Source organism: Streptomyces sp. NPDC002088 (assembly GCF_040296605.1).
GTDB lineage: Bacteria > Actinomycetota > Actinomycetes > Streptomycetales > Streptomycetaceae > Streptomyces.
On sequence record NZ_JBEOXO010000046.1, the window covers coordinates 20356 to 35170 of the forward strand.

At 71.5% G+C, this 14815-nt stretch carries 15 protein-coding genes and 1 pseudogene; 8 read left to right on the plus strand and 8 right to left on the minus strand.

Annotated elements, in window-relative coordinates; genetic code table 11:
- Window positions 1-240 precede the first annotated feature (240 nt).
- A complete protein-coding gene (locus tag ABT114_RS47215; RefSeq protein ID WP_351152680.1) occupies window positions 241-1752 on the plus strand; it encodes a glycoside hydrolase family 71 protein in 1512 nt (503 codons plus the stop codon).
- On the opposite strand, the gene ABT114_RS47220 is transcribed toward ABT114_RS47215, so the two are convergent.
- The 4 genes from ABT114_RS47220 to ABT114_RS47235 are packed head-to-tail and all read right to left on the minus strand — an operon-like array spanning window position 1706 to window position 5470.
- The gene (locus ABT114_RS47220; RefSeq protein WP_351152682.1) at window positions 1706-2434 is read right to left on the minus strand and encodes an acyl-CoA dehydrogenase family protein; all 729 of its coding nucleotides are present in this window, start codon (window positions 2432-2434) and stop codon (window positions 1706-1708) included. The genes ABT114_RS47215 and ABT114_RS47220 overlap by 47 nt on opposite strands.
- On the minus strand, window positions 2431-3420 hold the full coding sequence (locus ABT114_RS47225) for an acyl-CoA dehydrogenase family protein (RefSeq protein ID WP_351152685.1): 990 nt from the start codon (window positions 3418-3420) through the stop codon (window positions 2431-2433). The genes ABT114_RS47220 and ABT114_RS47225 overlap by 4 nt, the downstream gene beginning before the upstream one ends.
- Entirely contained in the window at window positions 3420-4589 is a 1170-nt protein-coding gene (locus ABT114_RS47230; protein WP_351152688.1) for an acyl-CoA dehydrogenase family protein, read from the minus strand. Before ABT114_RS47230 ends, ABT114_RS47225 begins: the two co-directional genes overlap by 1 nt.
- Window positions 4589-5470, minus strand: a complete 882-nt coding sequence (locus ABT114_RS47235) for an enoyl-CoA hydratase (RefSeq protein ID WP_351152691.1) — start codon at window positions 5468-5470, stop codon at window positions 4589-4591. Before ABT114_RS47235 ends, ABT114_RS47230 begins: the two co-directional genes overlap by 1 nt.
- A gap of 139 nt (window positions 5471-5609) precedes the next feature.
- Between ABT114_RS47235 and ABT114_RS47240 the strand changes: the two are divergent.
- The 4 genes and pseudogenes from ABT114_RS47240 to ABT114_RS47255 all read left to right on the plus strand — a co-directional run.
- Window positions 5610-5930 (plus strand): annotated as a pseudogene (locus tag ABT114_RS47240) (acyl-CoA dehydrogenase family protein); the annotation flags it as partial.
- Between the two features lie 2 nt (window positions 5931-5932).
- On the plus strand, window positions 5933-6721 hold the full coding sequence (locus tag ABT114_RS47245; RefSeq protein ID WP_502988521.1) for an SDR family oxidoreductase: 789 nt from the start codon (window positions 5933-5935) through the stop codon (window positions 6719-6721).
- A gap of 57 nt (window positions 6722-6778) precedes the next feature.
- Window positions 6779-7366 carry a TetR/AcrR family transcriptional regulator gene (locus tag ABT114_RS47250; RefSeq protein ID WP_351152734.1) on the plus strand — a complete coding sequence of 196 codons (588 nt, stop codon included), beginning with the start codon at window positions 6779-6781 and terminating at the stop codon, window positions 7364-7366.
- A 33-nt stretch (window positions 7367-7399) separates the two neighbouring features.
- Window positions 7400-8557, plus strand: coding sequence for an acetyl-CoA C-acetyltransferase (locus ABT114_RS47255; protein WP_351152697.1), 1158 nt, complete (start codon window positions 7400-7402; stop codon window positions 8555-8557).
- Between the two features lie 423 nt (window positions 8558-8980).
- On the opposite strand, the gene ABT114_RS47260 is transcribed toward ABT114_RS47255, so the two are convergent.
- Genes ABT114_RS47260 through ABT114_RS47275 form a run of 4 tightly spaced genes read right to left on the minus strand, consistent with a single transcriptional unit; the run spans window position 8981 to window position 12454 of the window.
- Complete coding sequence (locus ABT114_RS47260; RefSeq protein WP_351152700.1) at window positions 8981-10045, minus strand: NAD(P)H-dependent flavin oxidoreductase; 1065 nt, start codon at window positions 10043-10045, stop codon at window positions 8981-8983.
- Window positions 10042-10815 carry a CoA-transferase subunit beta gene (locus ABT114_RS47265; protein WP_351152703.1) on the minus strand — a complete coding sequence of 258 codons (774 nt, stop codon included), beginning with the start codon at window positions 10813-10815 and terminating at the stop codon, window positions 10042-10044. The genes ABT114_RS47260 and ABT114_RS47265 overlap by 4 nt, the downstream gene beginning before the upstream one ends.
- Complete coding sequence (locus tag ABT114_RS47270; protein ID WP_351152737.1) at window positions 10812-11666, minus strand: CoA transferase subunit A; 855 nt, start codon at window positions 11664-11666, stop codon at window positions 10812-10814. The genes ABT114_RS47265 and ABT114_RS47270 overlap by 4 nt, the downstream gene beginning before the upstream one ends.
- A gap of 14 nt (window positions 11667-11680) precedes the next feature.
- Window positions 11681-12454, minus strand: a complete 774-nt coding sequence (locus tag ABT114_RS47275; RefSeq protein WP_351152706.1) for an enoyl-CoA hydratase family protein — start codon at window positions 12452-12454, stop codon at window positions 11681-11683.
- A gap of 78 nt (window positions 12455-12532) precedes the next feature.
- Here ABT114_RS47275 and ABT114_RS47280 point away from each other — a divergent pair, with 78 nt between their 5' ends.
- The 3 genes from ABT114_RS47280 (at window position 12533) to ABT114_RS47290 (ending at window position 14801) form a co-directional block, all read left to right on the plus strand.
- Window positions 12533-13309: an SDR family oxidoreductase gene (locus tag ABT114_RS47280; RefSeq protein ID WP_351152709.1), complete on the plus strand. Its 777-nt coding sequence runs from the start codon at window positions 12533-12535 to the stop codon at window positions 13307-13309.
- A 75-nt stretch (window positions 13310-13384) separates the two neighbouring features.
- Window positions 13385-14296 (plus strand): SDR family oxidoreductase, encoded by a 912-nt coding sequence (locus ABT114_RS47285; protein WP_351152712.1) that lies wholly within the window; start codon window positions 13385-13387, stop codon window positions 14294-14296.
- 316 nt (window positions 14297-14612) lie between these two features.
- Complete coding sequence (locus tag ABT114_RS47290) at window positions 14613-14801, plus strand: hypothetical protein (protein ID WP_351152714.1); 189 nt, start codon at window positions 14613-14615, stop codon at window positions 14799-14801.
- Window positions 14802-14815: the final 14 nt, after the last annotated feature.

Here is a 14815-nt window from a genome sequence, read left to right on the forward strand (position 1 = left end):
TTTCCGTCCGATGGGCGGCCGGCTGCCTCGCCTGGCGCGCTGGCGATGCTCGCCACTGGCCCGCTTCCGGGCACCAGCAGCGCCCCGTGTGAGCAGCTTTCCTGCTTCGCAGTGATGCCCCGGCGCTCCGCGCCGGGCGACCAAGGAGGCACTTCACCTCTCCCGTAAACGGGGGAGCACTGCGCAAGACCAGAGGTAGAGTTCGCCCCGGTGGCCCATCGGCGTCCGCGGAGGACACCCATGACGGATCAGCCCGCTCGTCCAACGCACCGGCACCAAAGACCGTCAGGCCGGCGGCGGCGTACCGCACTCGGTGCCCTGTTCGGTCTGCTCCTGATCGGACTGATCGCCGGCACCGGACTGGCCCGCGACCAGGAGGACGCCGCGCCCCGCGTCGAGCGAACGAACGCCGCGGCGCTTCCCTTCGATCTGCCGGCCGCCGATGTGCTGCGCGACAGCCCGCATCTGGTCTTCGCGCACTACTTTCCGCCGTATCCGCTCTCCCTCGACAACCAGCCCGCCGAGTACGACTACTACGCTCGCAACTACCTCACGCCCCAAGGCGAGCAGGGCAAGCACGCGGCCTACGGGGGACTGCTGCGCGACCGGCCCCTGCCCGTGCCGCCGTCCAGCGGTGACTGGCAACTCGCCAACCTGGAAACGGAGGTGAGGACCGCCCGTGACGCCGGGCTTGACGGATTCACCGTCGATATCCTCTCCCTGACCGGCAGCAACCGTGAGCGCGTCGACATGCTGCTGCGCGCGGCGCAGCGCGTCGACCCGGGCTTCCGGATCGTGCTGATGCCGGACATGACGTCCCTGCACACCGACCCGCTCACCCTCGCCGATCAGTTGGCCCGGCTTGCCGCGTCCCCGTCCGCATACCGGTTGGCCGACGGGCGCCTCGTGATCTCCCCGTTCAAGGCCGAGGCCCAGGAACCCGCCTGGTGGGGTCAAGTTATCGCGCGGCTGAGCGACCACGGCATCGGCACCGCGCTCGTCCCGGTCTTTCTGGACTTTCGCGCCAACGCCGAGAGGTTCGCGCCGATCAGCCATGCCTTCTCGTCCTGGGGCAATCGCAGCTACACCCGCCAGAACAACGTTCCCGGCGACATCCAGCTTGCCCATTCGCTGGGAAAGAAGTGGATGCAGGCCGTGTCCGTGCAGGACGCCCGGCCCAACCAGGGCGTCTACGACGAGGCGGGCAACACCGCCACCCTGCGGTCGACCTGGAACCACGCGATCTCCGACGGTGCGGACTGGGTGCAGCTCACCACCTGGAACGACTACTCGGAAGGTAGCCAGTTCGCCCCCTCACTGCACAACGGCCACACGTACCTGGACATCTCCTCTTACTACCTCACCCGTTTCAAGACCGGGGCTTGGCCGCGGATCGTCCGCGACACCGTGTACGTCACCTCCCGGGTCCAGTTCACGGATGTCGGCAGTGCCTCGCTTCAGCCCCGGCTGATGCGCCCGCGTCCGGGCACCGCGTCCCCGCGCGACCAGGTGGAACTGCTTACCTTCCTGACCGCGCCTGCCACGGTCTCCGCGCGCGTGGGCACCGTGCCCCACACCTATCGTGCTCCCGCCGGCGGGTATGCCCAGGACCTGCCGCTGAGACCTGGCCGCACCGAAGCCGTGGTCCGCCGCGCGGGGGATGCCGTCGCCGCCGTCACGACCCGCTGGCCGGCGCGGCGTACGGTCACCGTGCAGGACCTTCAGTACTACGCGGTCTCCAGCGGCCGGTGAACTCCTCGAAGTCTGTCACGGTGAGTACCTGCTTGGGCTGGGTGAGACTGCGCGCTGGAGGGTCGAGTGCCGGGTCCAGTTCGTGTAGGGGCCAGCGCAACCGGTTGATTACGCGGGTGCGTTCGGCGGCCGGCCGGCCCCGGTGCCATGCCGGGGGGCCGAAGAGCCGGCCCGAGCCGTGTGCGCGCTTGAAGTAGTGGCGGGCGTCGTGTTCCCAGGTGATGCCGATGCCGCCGTGCAGCTGGATCATCTCGCTCGCCACCGCCGAAAAGGCGTCCGAGTAGGCGGACTTGGCGACGGCTGCCAAGCGGGTCGTCTCAGGCGAGCCCTCGGCGGCGGCGAAGGCCGCTCCCAGCGCCGCCGAACGCGCCGACTCCACCAGCACGTACGCGTCCGCGAGCCGGTGCTTCACGGCCTGGAAGGAGCCGATGGGCCGCCCGAATTGGACCCGGTCCTGGGCGTAGGCGACCGTGAGCTCCAGGCAGCGCTCGGCCGCGCCGACCTGCTCGGCGGCCAGCGCCGTGTAGGCCAGGTCCGGCACGCGCCCCAGGACCCGGCCGCCTCCGCAGTCCGCGCCGACGAGGCGGCTCTCGGCACCGTCGAGCACCACGCGCGCCTGGGACCGGGTGGAGTCCATGGCGGCCACGGCCTCGCGTCGCACACCCGCCACGGGTGGGGTCAAGGGGTGAGTACGCGGGCGCGGCACACGGCCGGGGTGCCCCAGGCATCACGCAGGGCTCGGGCCTTACGGATCCACAGGGACAGGTCCAGTTCCTCGGTGTAGCCGAGGGCGCCGTGGAGTTGGAGGGCCGTGCGGGCCGAGGCGTACGCCGCCTCGCCGGCGGACACCTTCGCCGCGGCGATCTGGCGGCCCGTGTCCGGATTGCTCGAGGCGAGGGCAAGGGCGGCGGCGTGGACGAGCGGCTGGGCGAACTCCAGGGCGATCGAGACGTCCGCGAGCCGGTGCTTCATCGCCTGGAACGAGCCGATGGCAACCCCGAACTGGGTGCGCTGCTTGACGTATTCGACCGTCCGGGCCAACAGGGTGCGGCCCAGCCCAAGGGCCTGGGCCGCCGTGACCAGGGCGGCGACATCGGCGGCGTGCGCGGCCGCGGTGGCCACCTCGGGCCCCTTCGCCAGGACGGTTCCGCCGAGCGGCCGGGCCAGCCGGCGGGCCGGGTCGGCCGACGGCTGGACGGGTCCGGCCGTCTCCGCCAGGCGTACGGTGTCGCCGTCCACGACGAGGACCGCGTCGGCGGCGTCGGCGTCCAGGGCGAAGGGGCTGTCGGGGGAGAGCAGACAGAGGGAGGCGGCGGTCTTGCCGGAGGCGATGCCGGGCAGCCAGGCGGCGGCCGCCGCCTCGTCACCCAGGCGGTCGAGGAGGGCGGCCGTGGCCACCGTCTCCACCAGCGGGCCCGGCATCGCGTAGCGGCCCAGTTCGGTGAAGGCGACGGACAGCTCGACCGGCAGCAGGCCCAGGCCACCGTGCTCCTCCGGGACGGCGAGGCCGAAGACCCCGGCCTCCGCCAGCCGGGCCCACATGACGCGTCCGGGGCCGTGGTCCCCGGCGGCCCAGGCCCGTACGACCGCGGGGGTGCCGGCCGCCGCCAGCATGCCGTCCAGCGAGCGGGCGAACTCCCGCTGCTCGTCATCGAGGAGAAACCGCATCACCGACGTCCCTTCGGCAGGCCGAGCAGCCGCTCGGCGATGAGGTCGCGCTGGATCTCGTTGGTGCCGGCGTAGATCGGCCCGGCGAGGGAGAAGGTGTAGCCCTCGGCCCAACTCCCGTGTTCAGGCGCCTCCTCGGCCTCGTCCGACAGCTCGCCGTACGGGCCCAGCAGGTCGAGCGCCGTCTCGTGGAGGGCGATGTCCAGCTCGGACCAGAAGACCTTGTTGAGGCTCGACTCCGCGCCGATCGACCCTCCAGCGGCCAGATGCGAGGCCTTGGCATAGGCGAACAGCTGGTAGGCGCGGGCGCCGATCACCGCGTCGGCGACCCGGTCGCGCAGCGCGGTGTCGGCCGGGTCGCCCCGCTCGCGCCACAGCCGGGTCAGCCGGTCGGCGGCCGCGGTGAAGCGCCCCGGGCTGCGCAGGGTGAGTCCGCGCTCGTTGCCCGCCGTGCTCATCGCGACCCGCCAGCCCTGTCCGGGCTCGCCGATGACGTCCTCGTCGGGCACGAAGACCTCGTCCAGGAACAGCTCGGCGAAGGCGGGCTTGCCGTCCAGCCGCCCGATGGGCCGTACGGTCACCCCGTCCGCGTCCAGCGGGAACATCAGGTACGTCAGGCCCTGGTGGGGCTTGGGAGCGTTCGGGTCGCTGCGGAAGAGGCCGAAGGCGCGGTCGGCGAACGCGGCCCGCGACGACCAGGTCTTCTGGCCGCTCAAGCGCCAGCCGCCGTCGGTCCGTACGGCCGTGGAGCGCAGCGAGGCAAGGTCCGAGCCGGCTTCCGGCTCGGACCAGGCCTGGGCCCAGAGCACCTCGCCGCTCGCCATGGGCGGAAGGATGCGGGTGCGCTGCTCGGCCGTCCCGTGCTCGAACAGTGTCGGGGCCAGCAGGTTGATGCCGTTCTGGCTGACCCGGCCGGGCGCGCCGGCGGCGTAGTACTCCTCCTCGAAGACCAGCCACTCGAAGGTGGTGGCCGCCCGGCCACCGAACTCCTCGGGCCAGGAGACCACCGACCAGCGGTCGGCGAACAGGGTGCGCTCCCACTCCCGGTGGGCCGCGAACCCCTCCGCCGTCTCCAGGGAGGGCAGCGGGGTGTCGGGCACATGGGCGGCGAGCCAGGCGCGGGCCTCGGCCCGGAAAGCGTCCTCCGCGGCGGAGAAGTCGAGGTCCATCAGGCACCGGCCTCCTTCGCACCAGCCGCCTTCATCGCGCGGGCGTCCATGCCGCCGAGCGAGTCCTTCGCCGTCTCCGCGTTGTGCGCGTGCGCCAGGTGGTGCAGCCCGAAGACGGAGTCCATCCCGGTGTGCAGGCCCTGCAGGTCCTCGGCCTGATTGACGGCGCGCTTGGTCAGCGCCAGGCCCATGCGCGGCATCTCGGCGATACGGGTCGCCAACTCCATCGTGTGGTCAGCGAGTTCGCCACGCGGCACGACCCGGTTGACCATGCCGACCTCGTACGCGCGCTGGGCGCTCATCCGGTCGCCGGTGTAGAGGAACTCCTTCGCGATCCGCGGCGGCATCACCCACGGGTGGGCGAAGTACTCCACCCCCGGGATGCCCATGCGGACCACCGGGTCGGCGAAGAACGCGTCGTCGGAGGCGACGATCAGGTCACACACCCAGGCGAGCATCAGCCCGCCCGCGACGCACGCCCCCTGCACCGAGGCGATCACCGGCTTGGGCAGCTCGCGCCAGCGCCGGCACATGCCCAGGTAGACCTCGGACTCGCGGGCGAAGCGGCTCTCCGCGCCCGTCTTGTCCGAGTGGTCCCACCACAGCCCGGCCTTGCGGTCGAACGGCAGGTGCGCGTCCCGCTCCAGGGTGCCGATGTCGTGGCCGGCGGAGAAGTGCTTCCCCGCTCCTGCGAGCACGACGACCTTGACCTCGTCGTCGTCGGCCGCGCGGTAGAAGGCCCGGTCCAGTGCGTAGGTCATCGCGGAGTGCTGGGCGTTGCGGTAATCGGGCCGGTCCATCGTGACGACGGCGACGGGGCCGTGGCGCTCGTAGCGGACGGGCTCCGTGGGTGCGGTGGGTGCCGTGCGGGCAGCGGACATCCGCCCTCCTTCCCTAACAAGTGTTTGGTAGGTTAACGTGCGAACCGTCAGCCGTCGAGTGTCGTCCGGAGCCGCCCATGAGCAGCGTCGAGGAGCTGTGGTGCCAGGGCTACAGCGAGCCGGACGCCGGGTTCCCGGCGCGGGTGCGGGCCCCGGCCTGGAGACCATACGGTTCAACGCGCTGCGCATGCTCGATGGAGTCGCGGCCGGGGCGCCGGCTCCCGAGGCGTCCATCGGAAAGATCTTCTGGGCCACCTGGCACCGGGAGCTGGGCGAGCTCGCCATGGACGTCTGCGGCGCCGACGGCATGCCGTCGGCCGGCGAGCCGTACGACCTCACCGACTGGCAGCGGCTGTTCCTCTTCTCCCGCTCCGACATCCTCTACGCCGGTTCCAACGAGATCCAGCGGAACATCATCGCCGAGCGCGTCCTCGGCCTGCCCAAGGAGGTCCGCTCGTGACCGTGCCGAACGCGCATCCACCGTACGTGCCGGGCCATGCCCTGCTGGAGGGCCGCACCGCCGTCGTCACCGCTGCCGCCGGGGCGGGGATCGGCGGCGCGACCGCCAGGCGCCTGCTGGAGGAAGGCGCGCGCGTCGTCATCTCCGACGCCCACGCCCGCAGGCTCAAGGCGTCCGAGGCGGAGCTGGCCGCGGAGTTCGGTGCGGACCGCGTCGCGTCGCTGCCCTGCGACGTGACCGACGAGGTTCAGGTCGCCGCGCTGTTCGACCTCGCCGAGAGGAGCCACGGCCGCCTCGACATCGTCGTCAACAACGCTGGTCTCGGTGGTACGGCCGACCTCGTCGACATGGCCGACGAGCAGTGGGACAAGGTCCTCGACGTCACCCTGAACGGCACCTTCCGCTGCACCCGCGCCGCGCTGCGCCGCATGAAGGCCGCGGGCAGCGGCGGCGTCATCGTCAACAACGCCTCGGTGATCGGCTGGCGGGCCCAGAAGGGCCAGTCGCACTACGCCGCCGCCAAGGCCGGGGTCATGGCCCTCACTCGCTGCGCCGCGCTGGAGGCCGCCGAGTACGGCGTGCGGGTCAACGCCGTCTCGCCCAGCCTCGCCATGCACCCGCACCTGGTGAAGGTCACCACCCCCGAGCTGCTGGCGGAGCTGACCTCCCGCGAGGCCTTCGGCCGCTACGCCGAGCCATGGGAGGTGGCCAACGTCATCGTCTTCCTGGCCAGCGGCTACTCCTCGTACATGACGGGCGAGGTCCTGTCCGTCAGCAGCCAGCACCCGTGAGGCAACAATGGCCAGGTGCCGAATAGCAAGAGCAGCAGTAACAGTCAGAAGACCACGATGAGCCCGTCGCCCGAGCGGCGTGGGGAAATCCTGGCCACCGCCGCCGAGGTGTTCGCCGCGCAGGGTTACAACGCCACCACCGTCCGCAAGATCGCGGACGCCGCCGGGATGCTCGCGGGGAGTCTCTACTACCACTTCGACTCCAAGGAGTCGATGCTCGACGAGATCCTCTCCACCTTCCTGGACGAGCTGTGGGCCAGGTACGACACGGTGCTCGCCGCCGGGCTCGGACCCAGGGAGACGATCGTGGCCCTCGTGACGGAGTCCTTCCGCGAGATCGACCGGCACCGTGCCGCGGTCGCCATCTACCAGAAGGAGTCCAGGCACCTCCAGACCCAGCCGGGCTTCGGCTATCTCGCCGACTCGCAGGTGAAGTTCGAGAAGGCGTGGCTGGGCGCCCTCGAGCGCGGAGTGGCCGCCAAGGTCTTCCGCGCCGACCTCGACATCCGGCTCACCTACCGCTTCGTGCGCGACACCGTCTGGGTCGCAGCGTCCTGGTACCGGCCGGGCGGACAGCACAGTCCGGAGGAGATCGCCCGCCAGTACCTGTCGATGGTGCTGGAAGGTATCGCCCTCCGTGAATGACAGCGAGAGTGTAGACATCAAGAAGGAGTGGCCATGGCCGAGGCATACATCGTCGAAGCGGTCCGCACCCCGGTCGGCAGGCGGAACGGCGGCCTGTCCGCCGCGCACCCGGCCGACCTCGGCGCCCATGTGCTCAAGGCACTGATGGAACGCTCGGGCGCCGACCCGGCCGCCGTCGAGGACGTCGTCTTCGGCTGCCTGGACACCGTCGGCCCGCAGGCCGGCGACATCGCCCGCACCTGCTGGCTGGCGGCCGGGCTGCCGGAGGAGGTGCCGGGCGTCACGGTGGACCGGCAGTGCGGTTCCTCGCAGCAGGCCGTGCACTTCGCGGCGCAGGGGGTGCTCTCGGGCACCCAGGACCTGGTGGTCGCGGGCGGCGTGCAGAACATGTCCCAGGTGCCGATCGCCTTCGCCAGCCGCCAGGCCGCTGAGCCGCTCGGTCTGACCGAAGGCCCGTACGCCGGTTCCGAGGGCTGGCGGGCCCGCTACGGCGACCGGCCGGTCAACCAGTTCCACGGCGCCGAGCTCATCGCCGAGAAGTGGGACATCTCCCGCCGGGACATGGAGGAGTTCGCGCTGCGCTCGCACCAGCGGGCGATCCGGGCCATCAACGAGGGCCGCTTCGACCGTGAGCTCGTCGCGTACGGGGACGTGACCACCGACGAGGGCCCGCGCCGCGACACCTCGCTGGAGAAGATGGCGGGCCTGAAGCCGCTGAGGGAGGGCGGCCGGCTGACCGCCGCCGTCGCCTCGCAGGTATCCGACGGTGCCTCCGCCATGCTGCTCGCGAGCGAACGGGCCGTACAGGAGCACGGGCTGACTCCGCGGGCCCGCATTCACCACCTCTCGGTGCGCGGTGAGGACCCGATCCGGATGCTGTCCGCGCCGATCTCGGCCACCGCGTACGCGCTGAAGAAGACCGGGATGACGCTCGACGACATCGACCTGGTCGAGATCAACGAGGCCTTCGCCTCTGTGGTGCTCGCCTGGCTGAAGGAGACCGGCGCCGACCCGGAGAAGGTCAACGTCAACGGCGGCGCCATCGCTCTCGGCCACCCGCTGGGCGCCACCGGCACCAAGCTCATGACCACGCTCCTGCACGAACTGGAGCGAACCGGCGGGCGGTTCGGCCTGCAGACGATGTGCGAGGGCGGCGGCCAGGCCAACGTCACCATCATCGAGCGTCTCTGAGACGCGATGCCCGTCCACGGCCTGCCTGCCAAGCGGGCCGTGGACGGGCATGGACCGTCAGCGGGGCGCCGGACGGCAGTCGTCGGGCCGGGTTACCTCCTGCTGCGCGCCGTCGGCGTCCCGGCCGACACCGCCGCAGAGGACTGCCCGCAGTCCAACGACTTCCGCGCCGAGGCCGACCGCAAGGTCCGCGAGGGAATGGGTCTTTGGAAGCGACGGCCTCCATCACGGTGCGCAGGTCCAGCGCGGAGAGCGTCGCGACGTCCGCGTCGGTCAGCTTGCCGAGGGCGAGAGAGGAGATCACCACTCGGGCGACACGAGGGATGCGCGTGGTACGCGTCGGATTGACTCCAAAGGTGGGATGCGGCGTTCTCTGGAGTGGAGAAGAGGAACGACGATGAGGCGGATGATGCTTGAGGGCTTTCAGCCGCAGCGGGGCAGGCCCCGGAGCGTGGTGTGCGCCTCGGCCATGATCCGGTCGACGAGTTCGGCGCAGGACGGCAGATCGTCGATCACTCCCGCGACCTGGCCGGAGGCCATCACGCCGAGATCGGTGCGGCCCTCCACCATGGAGGCCTTGAGCAGCATCGGGGTGTTGGCGGCGAGCAGGACCTGGCTCCATGTCAGTTCCTTGCCGTGCTTCATCGCCAGGCCGTCGCGGATCATCTGTGTCCAGCTCATGCCGGAGTCACGTCTGAAGGCCGCCGCGTGGCGGACCGCTCGCAGCAGCGAGGCGGCCCGGCCCGAGCGCTCCAGTGTGTCGACCAGCTCGGTGCGCAGCATCCGGTGCGGGAGGCCATCCACCTTGGTGGTGACGGTGATGTCCTTGACCGTCGCGGCCAGGTACTTCGCCTTGACCGCGTCGGGAACGGTGCTGTCGGAGGTGAGCAGGAAGCGGGTGCCCATGGCGATCCCGGCGGCGCCGTAGGCGAGCGCCGCGACCAGACCGCGGCCGTCGTGGAAGCCGCCGGCCGCGATGACCGGGATGTCCAGGGCGTCCACGACCTGGGGAAGCAGGACGGTGGTGGCGACGTTGCCGGTGTGGCCGCCGCCCTCGCCGCCCTGCACCACCACCGCGTCGGCGCCCCACGCCGCGACCTTCTCGGCGTGCCGCCTGGCGCCGATGGACGGGATGACGATCACCCCGGCGTCCTTCAGCCGCGCGATCAGCTCGCGGGAGGGCGCGAGCGCGAACGAGGCGACCTTCACGCCCTCGTCGATGATGATCCGTACGCGCTCGGCCGAGTCTCCCGCATCCGCCCGCAGGTTGACGCCGAAGGGCGCGTCCGTACGGGACTTGACCTCGCGGACGGCGGAGCGCAGCTGCTCGACCGTCATGGTGGCCGAGGCGAGGATCCCGAGCGCGCCCGCCTCTGCGGTGGCCGAGACCAGACGGGGGCCGGCCACCCAGCCCATGCCGGTCTGCACAAGGGGGTGCCGCACCCCGACGAGCTTCGTCAACGGGGTGCTGATCCGGAGGTCCGTCATGCCGCCGGCACCTCGCGTTCGCGCAGCCCCTTCGGGTCGATGACCTCTCGGATCAGCCGCAGCTCCTCGGCGGTGGGCTCGCGGGTGTACGGCACCTCGTCGGGGACGGTGAGCGCAAAGCCGGTGGCCTCGACGACCTGCTCGACCGTGACACCGGGGTGCAGCGAGCGCAGCCGCATCGTCCGGTCCGGGGTGGCGAAGTCGAAGACGCCCAGGTCGCTGATGACGTCCGGGATGCAGTGGTAGCGGGTCGCGGAGGGGCCGGCCGCGGCGGCGCGGTCGTGGCCGACGCCGGACACCATGTCGACCCGCTCGACGAAAACCCGCGTCGAGTGCCGCGGCACCCAGTAACTCGTCGGGTTGTTGAGGGTGTTCACGGGAGCGCCGCGCACGCCCAGCAGTTGCCGCTTGGGCCGGGCCCAGTCACCGATGCAGGAGATGTTCTGGTTGCCGTACCGGTCGAGCTGGCTGGCGCCCATCATCACGTGCCGCCGCCCGGTGGCGACCAGGGCCAGGTGCTGCCGGTACGGCAACCAGCCCTCCACGACCTCGGCCGTCGCGCCGACCGCCGGGACGTCGCCGATGAGCAGGGCCTCGCCGTCGGTCAGCAGCAGGTCCGGGGAGAAGGTGAGCTTCGCCAGCCGGGCCCCGATCGTCGGGACGGTGCCCATCGGGCTGGCCAGTACCTCGCCCGCGCCCCGCCAGGCCTCGGCGCAGGCCACCACGCAGTACTCGGCCCGCGTCGCCGATGTCGTAGCGACATCGCTCATGCTGCTGCCTCCTCCTCGTGGAACGCCGCCACCGCGGCCTGGTACGCGTCCTCGTCGCCGGACAGGAACCGCTCGGTGAAGGCCAGCCAGGCCTCGGCGTCGCGGGCGGCCTGGACGTAGGCGCGCTGGAACGCCTCGTCGCGGTCGTGGTCCGGGGCGCAGGAGGTGAAGTGCGCGCCGTTCGGGGTCTCCACGACGCCGTTCACGAAGGCGCGCTTGACCAGCAGCGACTGCGGTCCGCTGTCCTTGAGCAGATCCGCGGTGTCCACGATCCGCTCGCAGGAGACGTACGCGGCGTCGGCGGCCTCGCAGAACAGGTCGTCGAAGTACGGGTCGGGGCCAAGGTACTGGCCGTTGCCGTGCACATCGGCCCGGTTGAGGTGGACGAGCGCGGCGTCCAGCCGCAGGGCCGGGACGGCGACGAGTTCCTCACCGTCCTCGTACGGCGAAGTCACCGTGCGCAGTTGCGGGTTGACGGTCATCACGTCCGAGGCGAGACCGGCCCGGATCGGCATGAACGGCAGCCGGTGCGCGGCCGCGGTCAGGCCCCACATGAACATCGCCTCGTCCAACTCCACCATCTCGAACGCGGCACGCTGCCGGGCGGCTTGGAAGTGCGGCTCGAGCGGGACGGAGTCGAGGGTGGCGAAGGCCGCGACCAGCTTGCGGATCTTCCCGGCGGCGGCGAGCAGCCCGACGTCCGGACCGCCGTAGGAGACGACGGTCAGGTCGGTGACGTCCGAGCGCAGCAGCGCGCGCACCAGCGCCATCGGCTTGCGCCGCGAGCCCCAGCCGCCGATGCCGATCGTCATGCCGCTGGTCAGGCGGCCGACCACCTCATCAACGGTCATCGTCTTGTCCCTGCTCACGACTGCTGCGCCTCCTTGCCCGTGTGCTCCTTGTCCGTGCCGAAGGTCTCGCGGACGCGGTCGGCGACGCCGCTGAGGTTGGCCTCGAAGGTGAAGCCCTGCTCGAAGCGGTAGCTGCGGCGGACGTCCACCGGGTCGATGCCGTTGATCGCGGCCTTGGCGAGGCGGATGAGGTAGCCGTCCTTGGCGGCGATCTCCCGGGCCAGCTCCATTGCCGCTTCGATGAGTTGCGCGCGCGGGACCACCCGCCACACCGAGCCGTGCCGGTGCAGCTCCTCGGCGGTGACGGTGCGCGAGGTGTAGTACAGCGCCCGCATCAGGTGCTGGGGGACCAGGCGGGCGAGGTGGGTGGCCGCGCCGAGCGCGCCCCGGTCCAGCTCGGGCAGGCCGAAGGTCGCGTCGTCGGCGGCGACGACGGCGTCGGCGTTGCCGACCAGGCCGATGCCGCCGCCCAGGCAGAAGCCGTGCACGGCGGCGATCACCGGGACCTCGCAGTCGTAGACCGCGGCGAACGCCTCGGCGCAGCCGCGGTTGGCGCCGATGAGGGCGTCGTGTCCGGCCGTGCGCTGCATCTCCTTGATGTCGACGCCGGCGTTGAAGCCGCGGCCCGCGGCGGTAAGCACCACACAGTGCACCTTCGGGTCGGCCCCGGCGGCTCGCACGGCGGTGGCCAGGTCGTACCAGCCCTGTACGGGCAGGGCGTTGACCGGAGGGAAGTCCACGGTGACGACGGCGACGCCCTGTTCGGGGGCGGAGGTGGAGACACCCATGAGCAGATCAGCTACCTTTCCACCAAACATTTGTTAGGTGGAAGATAGCAGCGGTCTTCGCACTGCGGGAGGTGTGCATTGGCAGCCGTCATCGATCTGTCGGAACGCGTCGCCGTCGTCACCGGCGGCACCAGAGGCGTCGGAGCAGGGATCACCCGTGCGTTCCTGGAGGCCGGCGCGCAGGTGGTGACCTGCGCGCGTCGGGCGCCGGACAAGCCCATCGCAGCGGCCGGGCGCACCGCTCGCTTCCTTCCCGTCGACCTGCGCGACCCGGAGGCGGTCAGCGGGTTCTTCGAACAGGTGCGGAGCGAGTGCGGGCGGCTGGACACCCTGGTCAACAACGCCGGGGGTGGCCCCTTCCGAATGCTCGGCGACGGTGGAGCCGAGCGGCACGCCCGCGTCGTCGAACTGAACCTCCTCGCCCCGCTGACCGCCTCGCTCGCCGCGTACGAGGTGATGCGCCGTCAGAGCGGTGGCGGGTCCATCGTGATGATCGGCAGCGTCAGCGGGACCCGCCCGTCACCGGGCAGCGCGGCGTACGGAGCCGCCAAGGCGGGCCTGGAGAACCTCGCCCGTTCCATGGCCGTGGAGTGGGCGCCGCTGGTGCGGGTCAACACGCTCGTCCTCGGCATGGTCCGCACCGAACTGTCCCACTTGCACTACGGGGACGAGGACGGCATCGCGGCCGTCGGCCGCACCGTACCGCTCGGCCGGCTCGCCGACCCCGCCGAGGTCGGCGACGCCTGCGTCTTCCTCGCCTCCGACCGTGCCGCGTACATCAGCGGCGCCAGTTTGCTCGTCCACGGCGGAGGGGAGCGCCCCGCCTTCCTCGACGCCGCCACCGCCAACAAGTGACCGGCTCAGGTGTCGACTCGCCCGCCGGACTGCCTGTCGCAAGCCATTCGTCAGCTCACTGAAAGGACACGCACCATGACCGGACTGTGCACCGGACGCGTCGCCGTCGTCACCGGGGCGGGCCGCGGGCTCGGCCGCGCGCACGCCCTCGCCTTCGCCGCCGAGGGCGCCAAGGTCGTCGTCAACGACCTCGGCGTCGGCCTCGACGGCACCCGAGAGGCCGCCGGACCCGCCCAGCAGGTCGTCGACGAGATCCAAGCGCTCGGCGGCGAGGCGGTCGCCCACGGCGGTGACATCGCCACCCCCGATGGCGCGGCCTCGCTCATCGCCACCGCCCTGGACACCTTCGGCCGCCTCGACACCCTTGTCAACAACGCCGGGTTCCTGCGCGACCGCATGCTCGTCAACCTCGACGAGGACGACTGGGATGCCGTCATGCGCGTCCACCTCAAGGGCCACTTCCTCCCGTTCAAGCACGCCGCCGCACACTGGCGCGCCGAGGCGAAGGCTGGCCGCATGCCCGAAGCCCGCGTGATCAACACCAGCTCCGGGGCCGGTCTGCTGGGCAGCGTCGGTCAGGGCAGCTACTCCGCTGCCAAGGCCGGGATCGTCGGCCTGACCCTTGTCGCCGCCGCCGAGACGGCCCGCTACGGCGTCCAGGTCAACGCCATCGCTCCCGCCGCCCGCACTCGGATGACCGAGCGGACCTTCGCCGAGACCATGGCCGCCCCCGAGGACGGCGGCTTCGACGCCATGGCCCCGCAGAACGTCTCCCCCCTCGTCGTCTGGCTGGGCTCCGCCGCCTCCGCCGGGGTGACCGGCCGGGTCTTCGAGGCCGAGGCCGGACGGATCACCGTCATGGAGGGCTGGCGTCCCGGGCCGACGGCCGACAAGGGCGCCCGCTGGACCCCTGCGGAGGCGGGCGAGGCGGCCCTGAAGCTGCTCGCCGAGTCCGAGCCCCCGCAGCCGGTGTACGGAGCGCGGTAGCGAACCGCCAGGGTGGAGAGCTCTGTCGACGGCCCGGAGGCCGCGGTCCACGTCCTCCGGGCCGTTCAGCGTCTTCTCACCGCACCTTTCCCGGTCACTCGCAGCACCTTTCCCGGTCAGCGGGAATTCGCGCTCCCCGCCGGAGGGCACCCCGCTCAGCCGCCCCGAACAGCCCAAGGCCCCGAGATGACGCGCCGGTTCGAGTTCGAGATCGACACCCAGCGGGCCAATGCGGCCTGGCGGGCGGAGGTCGAGGAGAGTCTGGCCCGTATCAAGGCCGAGGCGGCGACGGGGACCGGGGCCTGACACACAGCCGGTGGAGTGCGCGACCTGCGGCAACCAGGTTCTGTGCGACAAGTTCAGCATGGCCCACACCTCGGTGCAGTGGACCGCCGACGCGGCCGTCGTCTGCGCGGAGTTCCGCGGCAGGGTGGCTGAGGGAGCGACCAGCGCCCGGATACGCACCTGCCGCGCCCTGCGGATGAGCATCGACCGCGCGGTCTAGGAGGGCACCCTGGA